Below are 21,364 nucleotides of genomic sequence, written 5' to 3'. Positions count from 1 at the left end.
GTCGTCGCCCGGGCGTCCTCAGGGGCAACCTCAGTCCCCGCTATTGCCGGAACGTTGCGCCAGTGCCAGCTGGTAGAGCGCGTTGGTGCTCGCCCCGGTGATCGCTGCCGCCAGCTTGGCGGCGCGCTTGGCCGGCAGTTCCGCCAGCAACAGCCCCAGCACGCGCTGCGCCTCGGCATCGGGCGCCCCGTCCGCGGCCGCGTCGCCGCCGGCGCCTTCCACCACCAGCACGAATTCACCCTTGGCCCGGTTCGGGTCCGCCGCCAGCCATGCCGGTGCCTGCGCCGCCGTCACCACCGCGATGTCCTCGAACAGCTTGGTCAGCTCGCGCCCGACCAGCACCCGGCGCTCGCCCGGCAGGCCGGCGGCGAGCGCGGCCAGCGTGTCGGCGATGCGGTGCGGCGCCTCGTAGCAGATCCAGGCGTGGTCGAGCGCGGCGAGCCGTGCGATGGCCTCGCCGCGCGCCTTGGGCTTGCTCGGCAGGAAGCCCACAAAGGTGAAGCGGCCATCGCCGGTATCGAGCATGTCGCCCGCCACCGACAGCGCGGCCACCGCCGCGCTGGGGCCGGGCAGCGGCACCACCGCGTGCCCGGCGGCGCGCACCGCCTCGACCAGCCTTGCGCCCGGATCCGATATGCCCGGCGTGCCGGCGTCCGAGACATAGGCGATACGCTCGCCAGCGGCCAGCCGCGCGACGATGCGGCCGGCAGCCTCGCGCTCGTTGTGCTCGTGCACGGCCACCAGCGGCCGCTGCAGCCCCACGCGCGACAGCAGCTGGGCGGTATTGCGGGTGTCTTCGCAGGCCACCGCGTCGGCCAGGCCGAGCACATGCAGCGCCCGCAGCGACAGGTCCGCGACATTGCCGATGGGCGTGGCCACGACATACAGCGTGCCGCCCGGGTACGACTGGCTGGCCGCCAGCGAGATCCAGTCACTCATTGAGAACTTCCGTCGATGCCATCATTCAAATCCACCACGCAGCCGAGCAGCGCGCAGGCGCGCGGTATGCGGGCGGAGGACCGGGCGCTGGCGCACCTGCGGCGCCAGGGCCTGCAGCCCGTGGTCCGCAATTATCGCTGCAAAGGCGGCGAGATCGACCTGGTGATGCGCGCGCCGGACGGCACGCTGGTGTTCGTGGAGGTGCGCCAGCGCAGCGGACGCGGTTTCGGCGGCGCCGCCGCCAGCGTCACGCCGGCCAAGCAGCGCCGCGTACTGCTGGCCGCGGCTCACTACCTCGCCACGCTGGCGCAGCTGCCGCCGTGCCGATTCGACGTGGTGGCGCTGGAGCCGGGGCGCCTGGAGTGGCTGCAGCACGCGTTTGACCTTGACGCCGCGGCGGCTGGTTCATAATGCGCGCTGGCGCGCGACCGGGCGTGCAACTGCCAATGAAAGGCCACAGAGCCATGAGTATCGAGAGTATCCAGCAACAATTCCTAGACAGCGCCGAGACCAAGCGACAGGCCGCGGCGGCAATGGCCCCCTATATCGACGCCGCCGTGGAACGCATGGTGGGCGCGCTGACCAGCGGCAACAAGATCCTGGCGTGCGGCAACGGCGGCTCGGCGGCCGATGCGCAGCATTTCGCCGCCGAGCTGGTCGGGCGCTTCGAGCGCGAGCGCCCGGGCCTGGCGGCGATCGCACTGACCACCGACAGCTCGATCCTGACCGCGATCGGCAACGACTATGACTTCAGCAAGGTGTTTTCCAAGCAGGTCGAGGCACTCGGCGTGCCCGGCGACATCCTGCTGGCGATTTCTACCTCGGGCAACTCGGCCAATGTGATCGCCGCGATCGAGGCGGCGCGCCAGCGCGAGATGGCCGTGATTGCGCTGACCGGCAAGGGCGGCGGCGTCATCGGCGGCCTGCTCGATGAATTCGATATCCACGTGTGCGTGCCGAGCGAGCGCACCGCGCGCATCCAGGAAGTGCACCTGCTGACGCTGCATTGCCTATGCGACGGCATCGACGAGGCATTGCTCGGGGAAGCCTGAGCTAGCCTGTCCGCTTGCTCACTTCCGCCCCCATTTCCAACATCCAGCCACAGCAAGGACCGCATGACCAACCTGCCTACTACGCCTGAAACCCGGACCAGCGCCGCCGGCGCCGGCCGTATCCTTCGCGCCACGCTGACCGCGGCGGCGGTGCTGGTTTCCGCCACCCAGCTGGCCGGCTGCTTCCCCGTGATCGCCGGCGCCGTTGGCACCGGCGTGACCATGGCCACCGACCGCCGTCCGGCCGCCACCCAGACCGTCGACCGCGGCCTGCAGATGGAAGCGGAGAGCACCATCAACTCGCGCTACAGTGGCCAGGCCCGCGTCAACGTGACCGTGTTCAACCGCAAGGTGCTGCTCACCGGCGAGGCCAGCAATGACAGCGTCAAGCAGCAGGTCGAGCAGTACGTGCGCGGCCTGCAGAATGCGCGCGTGGTGATCAACGAGCTCGAGGTGGTCAACTCGCCCGGCTTCATGACGCAGAGCCAGGACGCGTACCTGACCAGCAAGGTCAAGACGCTGCTGATGACCGCCGACGGCGTGCCGTCGAACTCGATCAAGATCACCACCGAGAAGAGCGTGGTCTATATGCTCGGCGTGGTAACCCAGCAGGAAGGCGATCGCGCCACCGACGTGGCGCGCAATGCCTCCGGCGTGACCAAGGTGGTCAAGGCGTTCGACTACGTCAATGACACCGAGCGCGCGCGCCTGGATGCGGCCTCGACCTCGCAGAACCCGTCTTACGATGGCAACGTCGGCACGCCGGCGCCGGTGCAGTCGGTGCCGGGCGTGGGCGGTCCGGTCGATGCGCCGGCCAGCACGCCCAGCCAGGTCACTACCAGCCCGGTAGATTCGCCGGCTGCCTCGCCGGTCGCCCTGCCGCCGGGCCGGAACCTGCCCTGAGCCGGCTCGCTTGCCGGCTCGCTTGCCGGCACCACGGCGCCCGCACATGCGGGCGCCGTTTTTCCATCTGAGATTTTCACCGCACACTGTCCGCACCCGATGTGATACGGTTGCCGCGCCAGCAGGCATCTCGCCGATGCCTGCGCCCGGCACCCCACACGGAGCGAGACCATGACAACCATCCCCCGGCCCGCTGTGTTCGTGCGGCTGGCACTGCTGGCCCTGGCGCTTTGCGGCGCCCAGCCCGCACTGTCGGCCGACCCCGCCGGCCAGTACGTGCGCATCAATGCCGCAGGCTGCACCAGTTGCCACGGCCCGTCGGGCCGCGCGCCTGAAGGCAGCACCATCCCGTCGCTGGCAGGACGCCCGCAGGCCGAACTGGTGGCGCAGATGCAGGCGTTCCGTTCCGGAACCCGCCCGGCCACGGTGATGCACCAGATCGCCAGGGGCTACACCGACGAACAGCTCGCGGCGATCGCGGCGTGGTTCGCCAACGTGCGTTGACGGGGAGAGCGCCATGCAACGACGACATTTCCTGGGCGCCGCCGGCGCCGCGGTGCTGGGCTCGATGGGCATGCACGCGGCGAGGGCCGCGGCGCCGGCCAAGGTGGTGGTGGTCGGCGGCGGCTACGGCGGCGCCACCGCCGCGCGCTACCTGCGCGAGTGGAGCGGCAACGCCATCGAAGTCACGCTGGTCGAACCCAATCCTGCGTTCATTTCCTGCCCGCTGTCCAACCTGGTGGTCGGCGGCAGCCGGCAGCTGGCCGACATCACGCTGTCGTACGACCAGCTGGTGCGCCGCCACGGCGTCAAGCTGGTGCGCGACACCGCCGCCGCCATCGATCCCGGCAAGCGCACGGTGCGGCTGGCCGGCGGCGGCACGCTGCCGTACGATCGCCTGCTGCTGTCGCCCGGCATCGAGCTGATGAGCGATGCGCTGCCCGGCCTGAAGCGGCCCGGCGGCGACCAGGTGCTGCACGCCTGGAAGGCCGGCCCGCAGACCCTGGCGCTGCGCCGCCAGCTCGAGGCGATGCCGGACGGCGGCACCTACGCCATCACCATCCCCTTGGCGCCGTACCGCTGCCCGCCCGGCCCGTATGAGCGGGCCTGCCAGGTGGCGCACTATTTCAGGCAGCACAAGCCGCGCAGCAAGGTGCTGATCCTGGACGCCAACCCGGACATCACCTCCAAGGCCGGCCTGTTCCGCAAGGTCTGGGCCGGGCAATACGCCGGCATGGTCGAATACCGGCCGCAGTACGACACCGTCGATGTCGACCCGGCCACGCGCACGCTCAAGTTCGAGGTGCAGGACGATGTGCGCGCGGACGTGATCAACGTACTGCCACCGCAGCGCGCGGGCGCGATCGCGGTGGCGACCGGGCTGGCCACGGCCAACACCAGGTGGTGCGATGTCGATTTCGTTACCTTTGAGTCGCGCGCGGCGCCCAACATCCATGTGATCGGAGATGCCATCCAGATCGCGCCGCTGATGCCCAAGTCCGGCCATATGGCCAACCAGCATGGCAAGGTGGCGGCCGCGGCGATCGTGGCGCTGCTGTCGGGCCGCGCGCCGGATCCGCAGCCGCTCTATAACAACACCTGCTACAGCTTCACCTCGGACCGCGAGGCGGTGCACGTGGCGAGCGTGCACCGCTACGATGCCGCACAGAAGACCATGCTGACCGTGCCGGGCTCGGGCGGGCTGTCGGACGCGCCCAATACGCTGGAGGGGGTGTACGCGCTGTCGTGGGCCAGGAGCATCTGGTCGGAAATGCTGGGATAAGGCACTGGCAATTTGGGGCGTTGCCAGGGCGCCCATAACAAAACCGCAAGAACGTGCAATGCCACGCGCGGGGCGGCTGGTAGGCTGGGGGTTTGATCACATCGCCAGTCGCCATCCCGGCCGCCCCCGCCATGCAAGCCAGAGACCGTCTCCTCGCCCTCGCCATCGTCTGCGTCTGGGGTGTCAACTTTGTCGTCATCAAGGTAGGGCTGGCGGGCGTGCCGCCGATGCTGCTCGGCGCGCTCCGTTTCCTGCTGGTGGTCTTCCCCGCCATCTTCTTCGTGCCGCGCCCGCGCGTGCCGTCGCGCCTGCTGCTGGCGTACGGCGTGACCATCAGCCTGGGCCAGTTCGCTTTCCTGTTCTACGCGATGGCGGTCGGCATGCCGGCCGGCCTGGCATCGCTGGTGCTCCAGTCGCAGGCATTCTTCACGCTGGCCATCGCCGCGCTGTGGCTGGGCGAGCCGGTGCGCTGGCACAACATTGCCGGCATGGCGGTGGCCGCCGCCGGGCTGGCGCTGATCGGCTCGGGCGCTGCCGCCAGCGCCGGCGGCATGAGCGTGGCCGGCTTCGTGCTGACGCTGTGTGCGGCGTTCTGCTGGGCCAGCGGCAATATCGTCAGCAAGAAGATCGGGCCGGTCGACCTGCTGGGCCTGGTGATCTGGGGCGCGCTGGTGCCGATCGTGCCATTCGCGCTGCTGTCGCTGTGGGTGGAGGGGCCGGCGCGCATCGTGGCGAGCGTCACGCATGTGTCGGCCATGGGCGTGTTCGCCGTGGCGTACCTGGCCTTTGCCGCCACCGTGTTCGGCTACACCATGTGGGGCCGGCTGCTGACGCGCTATCCCGCCAGCCAGGTGGCGCCGCTGACGCTGCTGGTGCCGGTGGTGGGGCTGCTGTCGGCGCATGTGCTGCTGGGCGAAGACCTGTCGCCGGCGCAATGGGCGGGCGCGGCCGTGGTCATGGCGGGGCTGCTGCTCAATGTGTTCGGCCAGCGGCTGTGGGCGGGCCGGGTACTGCTGCGCCGATAGGCCACCACGAGGCCATCCTCCGGTCCACCACCGGGAGTCACCGCTGGCAAACCATGATTGGTGCCGCGCAGCCATGCCCGGCACAATCATGCTGTTCTGCATCATTGGGTAAACACTATATGCGCACTCACGCATATACGAATATATTAGACGGCATGGAAGAGCTGGATCGCGTTTTCGAGAAGGTGTCGGGCTACTTCAGCCTGCTGGCGGAGCCGACGCGGCTGAAGATCCTGCACGCCTTGTGCGATGGCGAGAAGCCGGTCACCACGGTGGTCGAGACGGTGGGTTCGTCGCAGACCAACGTGTCGCGGCATCTCAACGCGATGTACCGCTCGGGCGTGCTGTCGCGCCGCAAGGAAGCCAACCTGGTCTTCTACGCGATTGCGGACGAAAGCGTGATCGAGCTGTGCCGCACCGTGTGCGTGCAGGTGGCCAGCCGGCTGGAGGACAACGCCTTGCCCTCCGGCGCGGTCGACCGCTTCATGGCGCAGCCCGAGGCCGCGCCCGCGCGCAGGCGCCGGGCGGCAGGCTGAGCGCGATCCGGCTCTTCCGGACCATCGATCGCTGTCGCGCAAGGCGCGCGGCGGCACGAATAACAGGCGGCGCGCCCCGCAGGCGCAAGCTGCCGGAGGAGACGGCATTGCAGGAACGGAACCGGCCCGGGCGCATCGTGCCCGCGCCCGAGCACTTCGTCAGCGCATCGCTGCAGCAGGACATCGGCCGGCACGGCCTGGACGCGCCGCGGCGCGACTTCCTGCGCAAGAGCTTCCTCGGCGCCGCGGCCGGCATCGCCGCCACCGCCGGCCGGCACGCGCTGGCTGCGGACGGCGATCCCGCCATCCTGGAGCCCCAGCCCTGGGCCACGTCCCTTGGCCAGCCGGTCGCGGCCCGGCCCTATGGCCAGCCCTCGGTCCATGAGAAAAACCTGATCCGGCGCGAGTCGCCGGGCCTGACGCGCGTGTCGGCGGCATCAGTCGCGTTCGCGCCGCTGCAGGGCTTCTTCGGCATCATCACCCCCAATGGCCTGCATTTCGAGCGCCACCACCAGGGCTGGCACGATATCGACCCGGCCCGCCACCGCCTGATGATCAACGGCCTGGTGCGCACGCCGCGCGTCTACACCATGGACGACCTGATGCGCCTGCCGGCGGTGTCGCGCATGCATTTCATCGAGTGCGGCGCCAATACGGGCATGGAGTGGGGCAACGTGGCCGTGCCGACGGTGCAATACACGCACGGCATGCTGTCGTGCTGCGAGTTCACCGGGGTGCCGCTGCGCGTGCTGCTGGACGACGCCGGCGCCGACCTGCGCCGCGGCCGCTACCTGCTGGCCGAGGGCGGCGACGGTTCGTCGATGACGCGCACCATCCCGATGGAGCTGGCCGACGAGATCATCGTCGCCTGGGGCATGAACGGCGAGATGCTGCGCCCCGAGAACGGCTACCCGCTGCGGCTGGTGGTGCCGGGCGTGCAGGGCGTGTCGTGGGTCAAGTGGCTGCGCCGGCTGGAACTGGGCGACCAGCCGTGGAACGCCAAGGACGAGACCATCCACTACGTGGACATGATGCCGGACGGCAAACTGCGCCAGTACAGCTCGATCCAGGAGTGCAAGTCGGTGATCACCACGCCGTCGGGCGGCCAGCAACTGGTGGGCAAGGGGTTCTACAACATCAGCGGGCTGGCGTGGTCGGGACGCGGGCGCATCACGCGGGTCGATGTCTCGGCCGACGGCGGCCGCAACTGGCGCACCGCGCGGCTGGAATCGCCGGTGCTGTCCAAGTGCCTGACGCGCTTCAACCTCGACTGGGTCTGGGACGGCAGCCCCGCGATCCTGCAAAGCCGCGCCATCGACGAGACCGGCTACGTGCAACCGAAGATGGCCCAGTTGCGCGCCGTGCGCGGCACGCGCTCGATCTATCACAACAACGCCATCCAGAGCTGGCGGGTGGCGGCAGGCGGGGAGGTGTCCAATGTCCACGCGGGCTGAACGCGGCGCCGCCATGCTGGCGCTGGTTGCGGCCTGCGTGGCGCCATCCTGGGCCGCCGGCACGGCCGATGCGCGTGCGGCAATTGGCCGCGCCGCCACCCCGGCCGAAGTGGCCGCCTGGGATATCGACGTGCGCCCGGACTTCAAGGGCCTGCCCAAAGGCAGCGGCACCGTGGCGCAGGGGCAGCAGGTGTGGGACGGCAAGTGCGCGTCGTGCCACGGCGATTTCGGCGAGTCCAACGAGGTCTTCACGCCGCTCGTGGGCGGCACCACGGCCGAGGACATCAAGCGCGGCCGGGTCGCCGCCATGACCGGCAACCAGCCGTATCGCACCACGCTGATGAAGGTGAGCACGCTCAGCACGCTGTGGGACTACATTCACCGCGCCATGCCGTGGAACGCACCCAAGAGCCTGTCCGCCGACGAGGTCTATGCCGTCACCGCCTACCTGCTGAACCTGGGCGAGATCGTGCCGGCCGACTTCACGCTGTCGGACGCCAATATCGCGGCCGTGCAGCGACGCATGCCCAACCGCGACGGCATGACCACCGACCATGGCCTGTGGCCCGGCCGCGGCCGCCCGGACACGCGCAATACCGCCTGCATGAAGGATTGCTCCGGGCAGGTTTCGATCGCTTCGGCGATGCCTGACTATGCCCGCGACGCCCACGGCGAGCTGGCGCAGCAGCAGCGCGCCTTTGGCCCGGTACGCGGCGTGGCGGCAAGCGCGGCCGTGCCTGCGAATGCCGCATCCGCCGCTTCAGCGCCCGCGCCGGCCGGCGCCAGGCTGGCCAGCCAGTACCAGTGCGTGGCCTGCCATGCAATGGACCGGAAGCTGGTCGGCCCGTCGTTCGCGGACATCGCCGGCAAGTACAAGGGCCAGGACGCGCACGCCGCGCTGGCCAAAAAGGTCAAGGCCGGCGGGCAGGGCGCGTGGGGCAGCGTGCCGATGCCGCCGCAGCCGCAGATCCCCGATTCGGACGTCCATGCCATGGTGGGGTGGATTCTTGAGGCAAAATAGCGGGCTGGCCGCCGCAGTGCCCCCGAGGCGGCGGCCGGTGTATGCCGCGAAGCAGCTTGCAGTACGTGCCGAGCGGCCCTTGCCGTCCCCACGGCTTTACAGAGCTTGGAGAGCTTAACAATGAAGCAGTTTGTCATCGCAGCGCTGATGCTGGGCGCCGCCGCATCGGCTCACGCGGTCGATGCCGCCAAGGCACAGGAGATCGCCAACAAGAACGCCTGCATGGGTTGCCACCAGGTCGACAAGAAGCTGGTCGGTCCTTCCTACAAGGAAGTCGCCGCCAAGTACAAGGGCGACAAGAACGCCCTCGCGACGCTGAGCAAGAAGGTCAAGAGCGGTGGTTCGGGCGTCTGGGGCCCGGTGCCGATGCCGGCCAACGCCGCCATCAGCGACGCCGACCTGAAGACCGTGGTCGAGTGGGTGCTCGCAGGCGCGCCCGCCAAGTAAAGCCTGACCGCCCCCAAGGGGCAGTCCGCCGATGCAACGGGCCGGACGGCGCAAGCCGACCCGACCTGCACAGATCCAGCGGCCGGCAATGTACCGGCCGCGAGCAGGACACACGTAGTACGAGCAGGGCACAAGCTGGACAGAACACCAACGAGTACCGCCAAAGCGGTCACGCGAACCGATTGGGACGGAGTAGCCGGAGAGCAAGAACATGAATTCCAAACGACGAGAAGTGCTGCGGGTCACCGCTGTCCTGTCGCTGATGGCCGCCACCGGCCTGATCAGCGAAGCGCAGGCGGCCGAGTGGAACAAGACCGCCTTTGACGGCAAGAGCGTTGCCGACGTGATCAAGGCGCTCGGCGGCAGCGGCACCGAGAAAAGCACCGCCATCACCTTCAACGCCCCCGACATCGCCGAGAACGGCGCCGTGGTGCCGGTGGCCGTGACGAGCACCATTCCGGATACCGAGCAGATCGCGATCCTGGTGGAAAAGAACCCCAATACCCTGGCCGCCGACTTCATCATCCCGGCCGGCACCGAGCCGTTCGTCTCCACGCGCGTGAAGATGGGCCAGACCTCGGTGGTGCACGCCGCGGTCAAGGCCGGCGGCAAGTGGTACGTGGCATCGAAGGAAATCAAGGTCACGCTGGGCGGCTGCGGCGGCTGACGCCGACACTCGCCCCGTTACCGAGATTCCCGCCAACTGCAACCGGAGAAACACATGGCAGACCCGATGCGCGTACGCGCCACCGAGAACGGCGGCGTGGTTGATGTAAAGATCCTGATGAAGCACGACATGGAGACCGGCCAGCGCAAGGACGCGTCCGGCAAGGTCATCCCGGCCTGGCATATCCAGACCGTGACCGCCCAGTGCAAGGGCAAGGAAGTGTTCCGCGCCCAGTTCGGGCCGGCGGTGTCCAAGGACCCGTTCCTGAACTTCAAGTTCAAGGGCGGCGCCAAGGGCGACAAGGTCGCGGTGACCTGGATCGACAACAAGGGCGACAAGCGCACCGACGAAGCGACCATCGCCTGAGGCCGACCGATGCCGGCATGTTGCCGGCACGCCGCGTCGTCCTCTGCTAAGGTTCGGGGCGGAATGCCGGGACGGACCCGGCCGGAAGGAGCATTATGCGGCGAGCATTTATTCGAGCATCGGCGGCGCTGGCAGCCATCGGCCTGGCGGCCAAGGCCTCTGCACAGTCCGGCCAGCCGGCGCAGGCCGGTGCCGGCAAGGGCGGGCGCGTGAAGGTGGTGTACCAGCTGTCGGAAGGCATCGACCAGGCGGTGCGCGCGATGGGCAACCTGCGCAACCACCTGAATGGCGCCCCCGGCACCAAGATCGTGGTGGTCGCGTTCGGCTATGGCATCGATTTTTTGGTCGAAGGTGCCAAGGATGCGCGCGGCAACAGCTTTGAGAGCCCGGTGGGCGCGCTGGCCGCCGAAGGCGTGGAGTTCCGCGTGTGCCGCAATACGCTGACCGCGCGCAGGATTACCGAATCGCAGCTGTTGATGGAAGCAAAGGTAGTACAGGCCGGCGTGGTCGAGATCGCCCGCCTGCAAGCCGAGGAAGGCTACGCCTATATCAAGCCCTGAGCCGGGCTGGCGCTGCCTGACGGCAAGACAAGAGAAGAAGCTAGAAAAAACGGCCCGTCCCGAAAGGCGCGGCCGCGAGGAGAAGCCCCATGAAACCGATCCGAAGCCTGGCCCGGCGCGCCACGCTGGCCCTGGCCGCCACCGCGGCGGCCGCGGGCGCTGCCGCCGTGCATGCGCAGGGCAGCACCGCCGATGAAATCGCCAAGTACCGCCAGATGCTGGCCGAAGGCAATCCCGCCGAGCTGTGGGAAGCCGCGGGCGAAGAGCTGTGGAAGAAACCGGCCGGCCCGAAGAACGTCTCGCTCGAGCAATGCGACCTGGGCAAGGGCCCGGGCGTGACCAAGGGCGCCTACGCCGAGCTGCCGCGCTACTTCAAGGACGCCAACAAGGTGATGGACCTGGAGCAGCGTCTGGCCTGGTGCCGCGTGACGCTGCAGGGTCTCACGAAAGAAGAGGCGACCAGGAACCCGTTCTCGGCCTCGGGCAAGCCGTCCGACATCGAACGCCTGGTTGCGTATCTGACCGGCGAATCGCGCGGCGTGAAAATGAACGTGCAGCTCAACCATCCGGAAGAGAAGCGCACCTACGCCCTCGGCCAGAAGATGTTCTTCTACCGCGGCGGCGCTTATGACTTTGCCTGCGCCACCTGCCACGCGGTCGACGGGCAGCGCATCCGCCTGCAGGACCTGCCCAACCTGCTCACCGACAAGGGCGCGCAGGCGGCCTACACCACGTGGCCCGCCTACCGCGTGTCGCAGGGCGAGGTTCGCTCGATGCAGCACCGCCTGTACGACTGCCTGCGCCAGCAACGCTTTCCCGAACCCGCCTATGGCTCGGACGTGATCACCGCGCTGACCATGTTCCTGGCGAAGAACGCCAACGGCGGCACCTACGATGGCCCGGCGATGAAGCGCTGACCAGTACGGGAGAGACGACATGCAACGACAATACAAGGCACTCGCCATCGCCGCGCTGGCTACCCTGGTGGCAACCGGCGCGCAGGCGCAGGACAACACCAGGGCCCGTCCCGCCAAGACAAAGCCCGCCGCCGTCAGCAGCGCCGACATGAAGCACCTGATCGAGGACTCGTTCTCCTCCAGGGGTCCCGCTACCGTGGAAGGCGTTTTGAACCAGGACGCCATGCAGCAGGCCTGCAGCCAGTACCCGGACCGCAGCAAGGTGCCTGGCAAGGTGGCGAAGAAGATCGAGGCCGCCGAACTCAAGCAGGTCAAATATCCCGCCGACAGCAACTGGCTCGGCGACTGGAAGGAAGGCGAGAAGGTCGCCCAGAACGGCCGCGGCATGCAGTTCACCGACCAGGTCGGCGGCACCAACGGCGGCAACTGCTACGCCTGCCACCAGATGACCAAGGCCGAGATCTCGTTCGGCAATATCGGCCCGTCGCTGTACCAGTACGGCAAGCTGCGCGGCAACTCGCAGGAAGTGGTCAAGTACACCTGGGGCAAGATCTGGGATTCGAACGCCTACTCCGCCTGCTCCAACATGCCGCGCTTCGGCCACAAGGGCATCCTGACCGAGGCCCAGATCCGCGACGTGATGGCGCTGCTGCTCGACCCGGCGTCGCCCGTCAACCAGTAAGCCTGATGCGCGCGCGTGCCGTCCTGCTGCGCTGGCTGCTGGCCGCTGGCCTGGCCTGCGCCGCCGGCGGCGCCGCCGCGCTGGAAGTGGGCGACACCGTGCGCCTGCCCGATGTGCAGACGCTTGATGGCCGCACGCTGCGCGCCGACACGCTGGCCGGCAAGCCGCTGGTGGTCGAATACTGGGCCTCGTGGTGCCCGTTCTGCGCGATGCAGAACCCGCGCCTGCAGAAGCTGTACGAGCGCACGCGCGGCACGCCGCTGCGGGTGCTGGCCATCAGCATCGACAAGGACCCGCGCGAGGCCGCTGAATACATGAAGAAGCGCGGCTACACCTTTCCCGCAGCGATGGATTCCGCCGCGCTGCAGGCCGTGTTCGGCAAGCGCAAGGGCCTGCCCGAGCTGTACGTGATCGACGCGCGCGGGCGCGTGGTGCAGAAGGAAGTGGGCGAAATGCTCGAAGACGACGTGGCCGCGCTGGAGCGTTACGCGAAGCCATAGCGATGCGATGCCGGACGCCACGCGCCCACCGGCACGCACTTATCCACAGGACGAACATGAACCGACGCGAGTTCCTGCAGGTGCTGGCCATTGCCGGCGCCGGCGGCATGACTTTCCCCCACCAGGACGCGCACGCCGCGCAGGCCGCCGAGTCGATGTACGACCTGCCGCGCTTCGGCAACGTCCACCTGCTGCATTTCACCGACTGCCACGCGCAACTGCGGCCGGTGTACTTCCGCGAACCCAGCGTCAACCTGGGCATCGGCGACTACGCCGGCAAGCCGCCGCACCTGGTCGGCGAGGCGCTGCTGCGCCACTACGGCATCCGCCCGGGTACGCCGCAGGCGCATGCGTTCACCTATCTCGATTTCAACGAGGCCGCGCGACGCTATGGCAAGGTCGGCGGGTTTGCGCACCTGGCGACGCTGGTCAAGCGGCTCAAGGCGGGCCGGCCGGGCGCGCTGCTGCTCGACGGCGGCGATACCTGGCAGGGCTCGGCCACGGCGCTGTGGACCAAGGGGCAGGACATGGTGGATGCGGCGCTGGCGCTCGGTGTCGACGTGATGACGCCGCACTGGGAAATGACGCTCGGCGCGGACCGCGTCAAGGAAATCGTCGACAAGGACTTCAAGGGCAAGGTCGCCTTCCTGGCACAGAACATCAAGACCAACGACTTCGGCGACCCGGTGTTCGATCCGTACGTGATCCGCGAGATCAACGGCGTGCCGGTGGCCATCATCGGCCAGGCCTTCCCGTACACGCCGATCGCCAACCCGCGCTATTTCGTGCCGGACTGGACCTTCGGCATCCAGGAAGAAAACCTGCAGCAGGTCATCGACGCGGCGCGCGGCAAGGGCGCGCAGGCCGTGGTGCTGCTGTCGCACAACGGCATGGACGTCGACCTGAAGCTGGCCTCGCGCGTACGCGGGCTCGACGCCATCCTCGGCGGCCACACCCATGACGGCGTTCCCGCGCCGGTGGCGGTGAAGAACGCGGGCGGCACCACGCTGGTGACCAATGCCGGCTCCAACGGCAAGTTCCTCGGCGTACTGGATTTCGACGTGAAAGGCGGCAAGGTAGCCGATTTCCGCTACCGGCTGCTGCCGGTGTTCGCCAACTACCTGCCGGCCGATCCGGCCATGGACGCGCTTATCAGGAGGGTACGGGCACCGTACGAACAGAAGCTCGGCGAAGTCCTCGCCGTCAACCGAGGCCTGCTGTACCGCCGCGGCAATTTCAACGGCACCTTCGACCAGCTGATCCTGGACGGCCTGATGCAGGTGCAGGGCGCGCAGATCGCGTTCTCGCCGGGTTTCCGCTGGGGCACCACGCTGCTGCCGGGCCAGGCCATCACCATGGAACACCTGATGGACCAGACCGCCATCACCTACCCGTACACGACCGTGACGTCGATGAGCGGCGAGACCATCAAGACCATCCTCGAAGACGTGGCCGACAACCTGTTCAACCCCGACCCGTACTACCAGCAGGGCGGCGACATGGTGCGCGTTGGCGGCCTGCAGTACACCATCGATCCCACCGCCGGCATGGGCAAGCGCATCACCGACATGCGCCTGGCCGGCAAGCCGCTGGAGGCAGGCAAGACCTACAAGGTGGCGGGCTGGGCGCCGGTGGCGGAGGAAGCGCGGGAGGCCGGCGGGGCGCCGGTCTGGGACGCGATGGCGCAGTGGCTGCGCAGCACGAAGGAAGTCACGGCGCGGCCGCTGAACGAGCCCAAGGTGCGTGGGATGAATGGCAACGCGGGCATCGCCGCCTGATGTTGTGCAGTATCCTCACGCCAGCCGGGGAGGATTGAAGGCCGCTGCCGAAGTAGGCTACAATCGTCCGCGACGGGCCGATAGCTCAGCTGGGAGAGCGCTGCGTTCGCAATGCAGAGGTCGGGAGTTCGATCCTCCTTCGGTCCACCAGGATTTTTTGTAAAAAGACGCACGGCATCTCACGATGCCGTGCGTTTTTTCTTTGGAGGTTCCCTAAAGGGGAACCCGGATCGGCCGTCTTTAGTTCAGTGAACTGGGGTCCTGAGCCGTCTTGCGCTGCTTGGCCTTGGCGACAGCGTAAGAGCCGACCTGCTTCTGCGTGACATAGCCGGTCTTCTTGCGGTCGATCTTGTCGAAGTTCTTCGCCACCTCGGGCATGCCGGCTTCGGCTTCCTGGCGGGTCAGCTTGCCGTCGTTGTCGGTATCGGCAGCCTTGAATTTTTCCGCGAACGCCGCCTTCATTTCCTGGGCGGTCATCGGCTTCTGTGGCTGCGCCGGTTGGGTCGGTTGCGCAGGTTGCGCCGGCTGTGCCTGCGGCTGTTGCTGGGCGCCTGCCTGCCCGGCGACGAACACGGCAGCCAACAAGGCGCCGGTCACCAGTACGCGTTTCGTCATCAAAGTCTCCTCGCTTGTGTCTTGGAATAGCCGGCCCGGTGGCCTGGCTTCCGGCCCGGGTGGCATGGGGCACTCTAGCAGCGGGGACTGTCCGGCAGAATTCAATCTTTTCTGCGGTCGATTGAATGGTTTGATGACGGCGCGCCGCATGACGGGCACGCGCGGGGTGCGCCTGCGGCAGGCAATCGTGCTGAGTCGAAGCACTGAGTCGAAGCAGAGACGCCTGTCGTCCTAAGCCACCCGCGTCGGCCGCCTGGCCTTCATCGCCGAAGGCCGTACCTGTTGCAGCGCGCGCAGCGACTGCAGCGCGTCTTCCACGGCCTCGATGCCGTCGCGCAGTCGCGCGGTGGCATAGCCGAGCCGGCTTTGCGCATCGGCATCGGCAGTGGACAGTTGTTCCAGTGCATCGACTTCCGCCTGCATCTGGCCGACCAGGCGGCGCAGTTGCGACGTGCTGTGCGAAGCAAGTGACCGAATCGCCATCGTAGGGGCCCTCCTTGCATTGACCGGCATGCCGGTCAATGACTACGGTAAGGGCGTCGCCGGGACTTCGCCAGCGCTGTTACGAAATCGGCACGAAACAGGCGACGCAGGGCCGTCGGGGAATGCGGTGGGGCGCCGGCGTATCCTGGGCTATAGTCGCGCGATGGAATCGGAATCCGAAAAACGCTTTGGCTTCGGCCCCGGCCTGCCTGACGACGCCTCCGCCGCGACAGCGGCCGAAGCCGACGCCCGCCACCGCGCAGGCCGGCGCAGCACGCTTGTCAGCTTGGCGGTCAATATCGGGTTGACCGCGGCGCAGGGCGTCGCGGGCGTGGTAGCCGGCTCGCAGGCGCTGCTGGCCGACGCGGTGCATTCGCTGTCCGACCTGCTCTCCGACTTCGTGGTGCTGCTGGCGGCGTGGCAAAGCCGCAAGGATCCCGACGCGGACCACCAGTATGGCCACCTGCGCTTCGAAACCGCGGCGTCACTGGCGCTGGGCGCGCTGCTGCTGGCGGTCGGCGCGGGCATGCTGTGGGCCGCGGTGGGCAAGCTGCAGCACCCGGGCGGCGCCCAGCCGGTGCAGGCGCTGGCGCTGTGGGTGGCGCTGGCCACGCTGGTTTCCAAGGAACTGCTGTTCCGCTACATGCTGGCGGTGGCGCGGCGCGTGCGTTCCGGCATGCTGGTCGCCAATGCCTGGCATGCGCGCTCCGACGCGGCCTCGTCGCTGGTGGTGGCGCTGGGCATCGGCGGCAACCTGCTCGGCTACCACATGCTGGATCCGGTAGCGGCGATCGTGGTCGGGCTGATGGTGGCGCGCATGGGCCTGCGCTTTGGCTGGGATGCGCTCAACGACCTGACGGACCGCGCCGCGGACGAGGAAACCGTCGCGGCAATCGAGGCGACCCTGCTCGGCACGCCGGGCGTGCACGGCCTGCATGACCTGCGCACGCGCAAGATGGGCGACCAGGTGCTGGTCGACGTCCATCTGGAGATCGACGGCTCCCTGAGCGTGGCGCAAGGCCATGCGATCGCCGTCGAGGCACGGCGCCGCGCGCTCGAGCATCACCAGGTGCTCAACGTGATGACGCACGTCGATCCGGTATACGCCGCCAGGACCGCCCATGCCGGCTAGGCTGCTGTGGACATCTGCGCCCGCGCCTGGGGATAACTCGCCGGACAAGCTGTGCCCCGCCTGGGGGTGCGCTGTGGGACGTATACGAACAACCGTCACGCGGTTGGCGTGCACGTATACGCAAGGGCCTGGCTATCCCGGTATACGGGTGCGCTGGCACCGTGGTTATCTTTCTTGCAAGTCCTTGACGCTAAAGAGGAAAGGTGACTTATCCACGGGGCGGCGGCTGGTTTACCTACTACTACTATGTTTACATACGTAAACAATATAAAAACCATCGTCAAGACCGTTGCGGCGATCGCAGCGGTGAGGCGCCGGGATACGGGCGTATACGGGGGCGTATACGGGGGCGTATACGTGGGCGTATACCGCGCGCCGTCAGCGCCCGGGCAGGCCTGCAAACGTTAACGCGGCACCTTGAACGCCTTGCGCGCCCGTATCACCTCGGTCCGCGTCGCGCAGCCTTCCTGGTGGTCGTTGACCAGGCCCATTGCCTGCATCAGCGCGTACATGGTGGTCGGTCCGACAAAGCGCCAGCCGCGTTTCTTCAGGTCCTTGGACAGCGCCGTCGACTCGGGCGAGATCGCCATGGTGCGCAGCACCTCGGGCGTCAGCACCTTGGGCCGGCTGGCCAGGTCGGGCTCGAAGCGCCAGAAATAGGCGGCCAGCGACGATTCGGTTTCGAGCAGCTCGCGCGCCCGCTGGGCATTGTTGATGGCGGCCTCGATCTTGCCGCGGTGGCGCACGATGCCGGCATCGCCGAGCAGGCGCTGGATATCGCGCTCGCCGAAGCGCGCCACCTTGTCGATGTCAAAGTTGGCGAAGGCCTTGCGGAAGGCCTCGCGCTTGCGCAGGATGGTCAGCCAGCTCAGGCCCGACTGGAAGCCCTCCAGGCACAGCTTCTCGAACAGGCGCCGGTCATCCGCGACCGGGAAGCCCCACTCGTGGTCGTGGTAATGGCAATAGTCTTCCAGCGTGCCGCACCAGCCGCAGCGCGCCGGCGCTGCCGGGGCGGCCTGCGCTTCCTTCTTGCTTGTCATACGTAACCTTTCTTGGGTGGATCCGGTGCGGTGGCCGCTCAAGGTGTCGCTCAAGCGGTCGCTCAAGTGTCGCTCAATCCGCTCGCGGCGCGCCGCATTTGCTGCGATCATGCCCGCACCTGAGACATTGCGGAAGGCTGAAAATGGACATGCGATTGACGACCCTGGATGAAGACGGCTGGGAGCTGGATGACGGCGAGCCCATTGCCGCCGCCCATCCCGACACGTTCTGGATTCCGTCCCGTGAGGAACGCGACGCGCTGGTGCCGGGCCAGCAGGTCAAGCTGATCTTCCGCATCCTGGTGGCGGACGAAGACGGCGGCGAAGAGGTCCATGTCGAGCGGATGTGGGTGATCGTGACCGGGCGCGAGGGCAGCCTCTATACCGGCGAACTGGACAACCAGCCATATTGCACCGACGAGATGGCGCCGGGCATGCCGCTGTGCTTCGAGGCGCGGCATGTGATCAATATTTACCGGGAAGGGGCCGAGGAGAACTGAGCGATCCGCGCCGCAGCGGGCGTCAGAAGCTCGCCGCCAGGCCCAGTGAAACCCCCGACACATTGTTGCCGAACACATAGCGCACCACCGCCCGTATCCGCGTGACAAAGACCTCGTGCGCACTGGTATCCAGCTCCAGCCCGGTGCCAACCGTAGTCAGGTAGTTGAAGCCGAGAATGCCCGCCTGGCTGCCGAAATAGTGCGAATGTGATAACTCAAGCACATAGCGCAGGGGCCGGTCCAGCGCGCGCAGGCCTGTCGGTGCCCGCCAGCGCGCCCACAGGTTGGCGGTCTGCGCCGTCGCCGAACCGGTCACCGCGCTTGAGGAGCCGCCGAAGCTCTGCAAATGGATGCTGGTGTAGCGCAGTTCGACGTCGACTTCATAGTTCTCGCGATAGTGCTCCCAGTCCAGCATCAGCGAGCCGCCCAGGCCGTACGCGTTCAGGCTGCCGCCATCGAGGAATTCGATCTGCCGGTCGGTGGCCTGCTCAACCGCGAACTTGCCGATCGACAGGTCGCTCGAGACATTGCCCAGAGAAAAATTGAAGATCGGCCGGATCACCAGTTCCTTGTTGGCGGTGATCGGGAAATCCCAGCCGATGCCGATGGTGCCCGAGAACGTGTTCCACCGGGTCGGGATGGAGCGCGATTCGGTGCCGTTGCTGGCAACAAAGGTGGGGTCGTAGCGGCTGTACGCGATCGCGCCTTCCAGGTAGAGCGGGAATGACTTGCTGATGGTGAAGCCGCCGCCGAGCTGCGACATGACGACGCCGGGGTCGTCGGTGCTGGCGTTGTTGATCGACAGCGAGCTGGAAGTCAGGTCGGGCACCACGGAATATGCCATCAGCGACAGCACCGCGTTGGCGTGCCGCTGCACGTTGGCACCGACCAGTTGCAGCCCGTTGCCGGCGGCCTGGCCGTGCGCGGTCCCCGCGGCCAGCAAGCCGAGCGCAGCCGCCGCGGCGCGCCAGCGGCAAGCGCGGCGCCGGCTGGCGCGAAACCGGTCAGTCGGCAGGCGTACGGACATGGGTATTTCCCCTTGCACACGGCTCACGCGGCGCCGCGTGGCGGCAGCCGTCCGACGCATTCTAGCCACGCGGGCAAGCGTGCGAACGGGGCGCAAAAGTTTTCAGATCGGTTTGCCGAGGCTTTGAATCGGGCGCGGAAGCGGCCAGGCCAGTATCAGGCCGCTGTATGGCGGCGTGGTGTCTGCTGCGCGCACGCATCGCCCGGATCGCACTTTTCTGCCGCAGCGGATGCCGCAGGCGGTGGCGGCCGGTGACGGCCCAGCCACAGCATCAGCGCGCTGCCGGCCCAGCCGGCAACAAACACCGTATCGCCCGCCTGGTTCAGCCACTCGCCGGCATCCGGCTGGCCGGCGAGCGACCACAGCCACTGCGCCGGCAGCCTGGCCGCGATCCACAGCGCGACCGCCGGTGCGCTGCCGTAGACGCCCGGCTGCCACCAATGGGTGGGAAGGGGAAGGCGCCAGCCGGGGCGGCGCAGCGGGTTCGGTACCACGATGTCTCCGGCCACCCGGCACGCTTGGCGTGCTGGCGGCGTCATGCGTTGGCCGAAGGGCTTGCCGGATACGGCACTTGCACTTGCCCCTCGTCTGCATCATAGGGTGCGGTGCGCGGGGTCGTCCCGGCACGCCTGCGGCGGTGTGTGGCCCAGCCCACGTGGCGCGCGCCGGTTCAGTTTTTTTGCATGAAAGATGCGCAAAAGCGGGGCGTGCCAGGGGCCGATCTTTGCCAAACTCAATAGCAAGCACACAGATCAATGAGCAGAACAATGAGACCCGACGCCATGCTTCCCGCACTGTTTATCTCGCACGGTTCGCCCATGCTCGCCGTCGACCCCGGTCCCACCGGTGCGGCCTTCGATGCACTTGGCGAGCGCCTGCGGGCGCTGCCGTCACGCGCGGTGCTGGTGGTATCGGCGCACTGGATCTACAGCACGCTGGCGGTGAGCAGCCGCGAGCGCCAGGAAGCCTGGCACGACTTCGGCGGCTTCCCGCGCGAGCTGTACGCGCTGCGCTACGATGCCCCGGGCTCGCCGGCGCTGGCCGCGCGCGTCAAGGCGCTGGTCGAGGCCGCGGCCATTCCCGGCGCCGGGTTTGTCGGCGAGGACGACGAACGGCCGCTCGACCACGGCGCCTGGATGCCGATGCGGCACTTTTTCCCGGACGCCGACGTACCGGTGGTGCAACTGGCGCTGAATCCTTACCTGCCGCCCGCCCTCCAGATCGAGATCGGCCGTGCGCTGGCGCCGCTGCGCGAGGAAGGCGTGCTGGTGCTGGCTTCGGGCAGCTTCACGCACAACCTGCAGGAGGTGTTCGGCAGCGGCGGCCGCCTTGAACAGCACGGGCCGCAGGCCGAGCCCTATGTCGAGGCCTTCCGCGGCTGGATGGGCGACGCGCTGGACGAGGCGCTGGCCACCGGCGACACCGGCCGCATTGCCAACTACCGCGCCGAGGCCCCGTACGCCCGCCGCGCGCACCCGACCGACGAGCACCTGCTGCCGTTCTACGTGGCGCTGGGCGCGGCGCTGGGGCCGCGGAGCGCAGGAGCGGGTACGCCGCCGGCCAGCGTGGCCCGGGTGGCAGACGAGGTTACCTACGGCGTGCTGGCGATGGACAGCTTTGTGTTCGAGGGGATCGGCGCCGGCACGCCGCTGCGCGCGGCCGCCTGAGCTGGCTTCAGCCGCGGCTCAGCGGCCATCCTTGCGCGGCGGCAGGTAGCGCCGCGCCGAGCGCGCGCCCGCCAGCGCGATCCAGCCCATGGTGAGCGCCACCACGGCCAGCCCCATGCGCAGGTCGGCCAGGTGCGCCACGCCGCCGATCAGCACCATGCAGCGCCGACATCACCAGGCGCGGGCGGCTGGCCTCCACCGTGGCGGCTTGCGCGTTCATGGCCACGTCGAAGCCGGCATTGGCCATGCCGAACGCCACCAGCGCGGGCA

At 68.1% G+C, this 21,364-nt stretch carries 27 protein-coding genes and 1 tRNA gene; 21 read left to right on the top strand and 7 right to left on the bottom strand.

Annotated features, from left to right (window positions below):
* Nucleotides 1-30: 30 nt before the first annotated feature.
* Nucleotides 31-939, bottom strand: a complete 909-nt coding sequence (gene rsmI / locus E1J61_RS31450) for a 16S rRNA (cytidine(1402)-2'-O)-methyltransferase (RefSeq protein WP_133097774.1) — start codon at nucleotides 937-939, stop codon at nucleotides 31-33.
* 15 nt (nucleotides 940-954) lie between these two features.
* Between rsmI and E1J61_RS31445 the strand changes: the two genes are divergently transcribed.
* The 18 genes from E1J61_RS31445 (at nucleotide 955) to E1J61_RS31360 (ending at nucleotide 14,780) form a co-directional block, all read left to right on the top strand.
* Nucleotides 955-1,350, top strand: a complete 396-nt coding sequence (locus E1J61_RS31445; protein WP_133097773.1) for a YraN family protein — start codon at nucleotides 955-957, stop codon at nucleotides 1,348-1,350.
* A gap of 53 nt (nucleotides 1,351-1,403) precedes the next feature.
* The gene (locus E1J61_RS31440; protein ID WP_133097772.1) at nucleotides 1,404-1,991 is read left to right on the top strand and encodes a phosphoheptose isomerase; all 588 of its coding nucleotides are present in this window, start codon (nucleotides 1,404-1,406) and stop codon (nucleotides 1,989-1,991) included.
* Between the two features lie 63 nt (nucleotides 1,992-2,054).
* Nucleotides 2,055-2,894 carry a BON domain-containing protein gene (locus tag E1J61_RS31435; RefSeq protein WP_133097771.1) on the top strand — a complete coding sequence of 280 codons (840 nt, stop codon included), beginning with the start codon at nucleotides 2,055-2,057 and terminating at the stop codon, nucleotides 2,892-2,894.
* 171 nt (nucleotides 2,895-3,065) lie between these two features.
* Complete coding sequence (locus E1J61_RS31430) at nucleotides 3,066-3,398, top strand: c-type cytochrome (protein ID WP_133097770.1); 333 nt, start codon at nucleotides 3,066-3,068, stop codon at nucleotides 3,396-3,398.
* A gap of 13 nt (nucleotides 3,399-3,411) precedes the next feature.
* On the top strand, nucleotides 3,412-4,677 hold the full coding sequence (locus E1J61_RS31425; RefSeq protein ID WP_133097769.1) for an NAD(P)/FAD-dependent oxidoreductase: 1,266 nt from the start codon (nucleotides 3,412-3,414) through the stop codon (nucleotides 4,675-4,677).
* Between the two features lie 131 nt (nucleotides 4,678-4,808).
* Nucleotides 4,809-5,702 carry an EamA family transporter gene (locus tag E1J61_RS31420; protein ID WP_133097768.1) on the top strand — a complete coding sequence of 298 codons (894 nt, stop codon included), beginning with the start codon at nucleotides 4,809-4,811 and terminating at the stop codon, nucleotides 5,700-5,702.
* 119 nt (nucleotides 5,703-5,821) lie between these two features.
* Nucleotides 5,822-6,238 (top strand): metalloregulator ArsR/SmtB family transcription factor, encoded by a 417-nt coding sequence (locus tag E1J61_RS31415; RefSeq protein ID WP_133097767.1) that lies wholly within the window; start codon nucleotides 5,822-5,824, stop codon nucleotides 6,236-6,238.
* A gap of 107 nt (nucleotides 6,239-6,345) precedes the next feature.
* The gene (soxC, locus tag E1J61_RS31410; protein ID WP_133097766.1) at nucleotides 6,346-7,692 is read left to right on the top strand and encodes a sulfite dehydrogenase; all 1,347 of its coding nucleotides are present in this window, start codon (nucleotides 6,346-6,348) and stop codon (nucleotides 7,690-7,692) included.
* Complete coding sequence (locus tag E1J61_RS31405) at nucleotides 7,676-8,713, top strand: c-type cytochrome (RefSeq protein ID WP_133097765.1); 1,038 nt, start codon at nucleotides 7,676-7,678, stop codon at nucleotides 8,711-8,713. Before soxC ends, E1J61_RS31405 begins: the two co-directional genes overlap by 17 nt.
* Nucleotides 8,714-8,833: 120 nt before the next feature.
* Nucleotides 8,834-9,160 (top strand): c-type cytochrome, encoded by a 327-nt coding sequence (locus tag E1J61_RS31400; RefSeq protein WP_018006137.1) that lies wholly within the window; start codon nucleotides 8,834-8,836, stop codon nucleotides 9,158-9,160.
* Between the two features lie 211 nt (nucleotides 9,161-9,371).
* Nucleotides 9,372-9,827 (top strand): thiosulfate oxidation carrier protein SoxY, encoded by a 456-nt coding sequence (gene soxY / locus E1J61_RS31395; RefSeq protein ID WP_063240926.1) that lies wholly within the window; start codon nucleotides 9,372-9,374, stop codon nucleotides 9,825-9,827.
* Between the two features lie 54 nt (nucleotides 9,828-9,881).
* Nucleotides 9,882-10,193, top strand: a complete 312-nt coding sequence (soxZ, locus tag E1J61_RS31390; RefSeq protein ID WP_116355082.1) for a thiosulfate oxidation carrier complex protein SoxZ — start codon at nucleotides 9,882-9,884, stop codon at nucleotides 10,191-10,193.
* 95 nt (nucleotides 10,194-10,288) lie between these two features.
* Nucleotides 10,289-10,753, top strand: a complete 465-nt coding sequence (locus tag E1J61_RS31385) for a DsrE family protein (RefSeq protein ID WP_133097764.1) — start codon at nucleotides 10,289-10,291, stop codon at nucleotides 10,751-10,753.
* A gap of 89 nt (nucleotides 10,754-10,842) precedes the next feature.
* A complete protein-coding gene (gene soxA / locus E1J61_RS31380; protein WP_133097763.1) occupies nucleotides 10,843-11,670 on the top strand; it encodes a sulfur oxidation c-type cytochrome SoxA in 828 nt (275 codons plus the stop codon).
* A gap of 19 nt (nucleotides 11,671-11,689) precedes the next feature.
* Nucleotides 11,690-12,352: a sulfur oxidation c-type cytochrome SoxX gene (gene soxX, locus E1J61_RS31375; RefSeq protein WP_133097762.1), complete on the top strand. Its 663-nt coding sequence runs from the start codon at nucleotides 11,690-11,692 to the stop codon at nucleotides 12,350-12,352.
* Between the two features lie 5 nt (nucleotides 12,353-12,357).
* Nucleotides 12,358-12,852 carry a TlpA disulfide reductase family protein gene (locus E1J61_RS31370; RefSeq protein WP_133097761.1) on the top strand — a complete coding sequence of 165 codons (495 nt, stop codon included), beginning with the start codon at nucleotides 12,358-12,360 and terminating at the stop codon, nucleotides 12,850-12,852.
* Between the two features lie 56 nt (nucleotides 12,853-12,908).
* On the top strand, nucleotides 12,909-14,630 hold the full coding sequence (gene soxB, locus E1J61_RS31365) for a thiosulfohydrolase SoxB (protein WP_133097760.1): 1,722 nt from the start codon (nucleotides 12,909-12,911) through the stop codon (nucleotides 14,628-14,630).
* Nucleotides 14,631-14,704: 74 nt separating this feature from the next.
* Nucleotides 14,705-14,780, top strand: a tRNA-Ala gene (locus E1J61_RS31360).
* A 90-nt stretch (nucleotides 14,781-14,870) separates the two neighbouring features.
* On the opposite strand, the gene E1J61_RS31355 is transcribed toward E1J61_RS31360, so the two are convergent.
* Together E1J61_RS31355 and E1J61_RS31350 are read right to left on the bottom strand one after the other, a co-directional pair.
* Entirely contained in the window at nucleotides 14,871-15,245 is a 375-nt protein-coding gene (locus E1J61_RS31355) for a calcium-binding protein (RefSeq protein ID WP_133097759.1), read from the bottom strand.
* A 231-nt stretch (nucleotides 15,246-15,476) separates the two neighbouring features.
* Entirely contained in the window at nucleotides 15,477-15,728 is a 252-nt protein-coding gene (locus E1J61_RS31350; protein ID WP_133097758.1) for a hypothetical protein, read from the bottom strand.
* 163 nt (nucleotides 15,729-15,891) lie between these two features.
* Here E1J61_RS31350 and E1J61_RS31345 point away from each other — a divergent pair, with 163 nt between their 5' ends.
* Nucleotides 15,892-16,860, top strand: a complete 969-nt coding sequence (locus E1J61_RS31345) for a cation diffusion facilitator family transporter (RefSeq protein WP_133097757.1) — start codon at nucleotides 15,892-15,894, stop codon at nucleotides 16,858-16,860.
* Nucleotides 16,861-17,264: 404 nt separating this feature from the next.
* Here the strand turns inward: E1J61_RS31345 and E1J61_RS31340 are convergent, their stop codons facing one another.
* Nucleotides 17,265-17,900: a DNA-3-methyladenine glycosylase I gene (locus E1J61_RS31340; protein ID WP_133097756.1), complete on the bottom strand. Its 636-nt coding sequence runs from the start codon at nucleotides 17,898-17,900 to the stop codon at nucleotides 17,265-17,267.
* 143 nt (nucleotides 17,901-18,043) lie between these two features.
* On the opposite strand from E1J61_RS31340, the gene E1J61_RS31335 reads away from it, so the two are divergent.
* Nucleotides 18,044-18,400 carry a DUF2314 domain-containing protein gene (locus E1J61_RS31335; RefSeq protein ID WP_133097755.1) on the top strand — a complete coding sequence of 119 codons (357 nt, stop codon included), beginning with the start codon at nucleotides 18,044-18,046 and terminating at the stop codon, nucleotides 18,398-18,400.
* A gap of 22 nt (nucleotides 18,401-18,422) precedes the next feature.
* On the opposite strand, the gene E1J61_RS31330 is transcribed toward E1J61_RS31335, so the two are convergent.
* Together E1J61_RS31330 and E1J61_RS31325 are read right to left on the bottom strand one after the other, a co-directional pair.
* Nucleotides 18,423-19,427 (bottom strand): hypothetical protein, encoded by a 1,005-nt coding sequence (locus E1J61_RS31330; protein WP_243737060.1) that lies wholly within the window; start codon nucleotides 19,425-19,427, stop codon nucleotides 18,423-18,425.
* A gap of 155 nt (nucleotides 19,428-19,582) precedes the next feature.
* On the bottom strand, nucleotides 19,583-19,921 hold the full coding sequence (locus E1J61_RS31325) for a hypothetical protein (protein ID WP_371704901.1): 339 nt from the start codon (nucleotides 19,919-19,921) through the stop codon (nucleotides 19,583-19,585).
* Nucleotides 19,922-20,209: 288 nt separating this feature from the next.
* Between E1J61_RS31325 and E1J61_RS31320 the strand changes: the two genes are divergently transcribed.
* Nucleotides 20,210-21,094: a class III extradiol ring-cleavage dioxygenase gene (locus tag E1J61_RS31320; protein WP_133097754.1), complete on the top strand. Its 885-nt coding sequence runs from the start codon at nucleotides 20,210-20,212 to the stop codon at nucleotides 21,092-21,094.
* Nucleotides 21,095-21,112: 18 nt separating this feature from the next.
* Here E1J61_RS31320 and E1J61_RS37575 read toward each other — a convergent pair whose 3' ends face one another.
* A complete protein-coding gene (locus tag E1J61_RS37575; RefSeq protein ID WP_165971588.1) occupies nucleotides 21,113-21,253 on the bottom strand; it encodes a hypothetical protein in 141 nt (46 codons plus the stop codon).
* Between the last annotated feature and the right edge of the window lie 111 nt (nucleotides 21,254-21,364).

The sequence above is a fragment of the Cupriavidus sp. L7L genome, from assembly GCF_004353535.1.
In the GTDB taxonomy this organism is placed as follows: domain Bacteria; phylum Pseudomonadota; class Gammaproteobacteria; order Burkholderiales; family Burkholderiaceae; genus Cupriavidus; species Cupriavidus oxalaticus_A.
The sequence above is the reverse complement of the archived record's forward strand: the minus strand, read 5'-3'. Positions and strand labels throughout refer to the sequence as shown.

Excerpts from the sequence above, each read along its gene's own strand:
- E1J61_RS31320 (WP_133097754.1), top strand. The coding sequence starts at position 20,210 with ATGCTTCCCGCACTGTTTATCTCGCACGGTTCGCCCATGCTCGCCGTC.
- E1J61_RS31430 (WP_133097770.1), top strand. The coding sequence starts at position 3,066 with ATGACAACCATCCCCCGGCCCGCTGTGTTCGTGCGGCTGGCACTGCTG.
- E1J61_RS31425 (WP_133097769.1), top strand. The coding sequence starts at position 3,412 with ATGCAACGACGACATTTCCTGGGCGCCGCCGGCGCCGCGGTGCTGGGC.
- E1J61_RS31440 (WP_133097772.1), top strand. The coding sequence starts at position 1,404 with ATGAGTATCGAGAGTATCCAGCAACAATTCCTAGACAGCGCCGAGACC.
- rsmI (WP_133097774.1), bottom strand. The coding sequence starts at position 939 with ATGAGTGACTGGATCTCGCTGGCGGCCAGCCAGTCGTACCCGGGCGGC.
- E1J61_RS31445 (WP_133097773.1), top strand. The coding sequence starts at position 955 with ATGCCATCATTCAAATCCACCACGCAGCCGAGCAGCGCGCAGGCGCGC.
- soxY (WP_063240926.1), top strand. The coding sequence starts at position 9,372 with ATGAATTCCAAACGACGAGAAGTGCTGCGGGTCACCGCTGTCCTGTCG.
- E1J61_RS37575 (WP_165971588.1), bottom strand. The coding sequence starts at position 21,253 with ATGGTGCTGATCGGCGGCGTGGCGCACCTGGCCGACCTGCGCATGGGG.
- E1J61_RS31420 (WP_133097768.1), top strand. The coding sequence starts at position 4,809 with ATGCAAGCCAGAGACCGTCTCCTCGCCCTCGCCATCGTCTGCGTCTGG.
- E1J61_RS31415 (WP_133097767.1), top strand. The coding sequence starts at position 5,822 with ATGCGCACTCACGCATATACGAATATATTAGACGGCATGGAAGAGCTG.
- soxB (WP_133097760.1), top strand. The coding sequence starts at position 12,909 with ATGAACCGACGCGAGTTCCTGCAGGTGCTGGCCATTGCCGGCGCCGGC.
- E1J61_RS31340 (WP_133097756.1), bottom strand. The coding sequence starts at position 17,900 with ATGACAAGCAAGAAGGAAGCGCAGGCCGCCCCGGCAGCGCCGGCGCGC.
- E1J61_RS31345 (WP_133097757.1), top strand. The coding sequence starts at position 15,892 with ATGGAATCGGAATCCGAAAAACGCTTTGGCTTCGGCCCCGGCCTGCCT.
- E1J61_RS31335 (WP_133097755.1), top strand. The coding sequence starts at position 18,044 with ATGGACATGCGATTGACGACCCTGGATGAAGACGGCTGGGAGCTGGAT.
- soxX (WP_133097762.1), top strand. The coding sequence starts at position 11,690 with ATGCAACGACAATACAAGGCACTCGCCATCGCCGCGCTGGCTACCCTG.
- soxZ (WP_116355082.1), top strand. The coding sequence starts at position 9,882 with ATGGCAGACCCGATGCGCGTACGCGCCACCGAGAACGGCGGCGTGGTT.
- E1J61_RS31350 (WP_133097758.1), bottom strand. The coding sequence starts at position 15,728 with ATGGCGATTCGGTCACTTGCTTCGCACAGCACGTCGCAACTGCGCCGC.
- E1J61_RS31330 (WP_243737060.1), bottom strand. The coding sequence starts at position 19,427 with ATGTCCGTACGCCTGCCGACTGACCGGTTTCGCGCCAGCCGGCGCCGC.
- soxA (WP_133097763.1), top strand. The coding sequence starts at position 10,843 with ATGAAACCGATCCGAAGCCTGGCCCGGCGCGCCACGCTGGCCCTGGCC.
- E1J61_RS31370 (WP_133097761.1), top strand. The coding sequence starts at position 12,358 with ATGCGCGCGCGTGCCGTCCTGCTGCGCTGGCTGCTGGCCGCTGGCCTG.
- E1J61_RS31435 (WP_133097771.1), top strand. The coding sequence starts at position 2,055 with ATGACCAACCTGCCTACTACGCCTGAAACCCGGACCAGCGCCGCCGGC.
- E1J61_RS31355 (WP_133097759.1), bottom strand. The coding sequence starts at position 15,245 with ATGACGAAACGCGTACTGGTGACCGGCGCCTTGTTGGCTGCCGTGTTC.
- E1J61_RS31385 (WP_133097764.1), top strand. The coding sequence starts at position 10,289 with ATGCGGCGAGCATTTATTCGAGCATCGGCGGCGCTGGCAGCCATCGGC.
- E1J61_RS31400 (WP_018006137.1), top strand. The coding sequence starts at position 8,834 with ATGAAGCAGTTTGTCATCGCAGCGCTGATGCTGGGCGCCGCCGCATCG.
- E1J61_RS31405 (WP_133097765.1), top strand. The coding sequence starts at position 7,676 with ATGTCCACGCGGGCTGAACGCGGCGCCGCCATGCTGGCGCTGGTTGCG.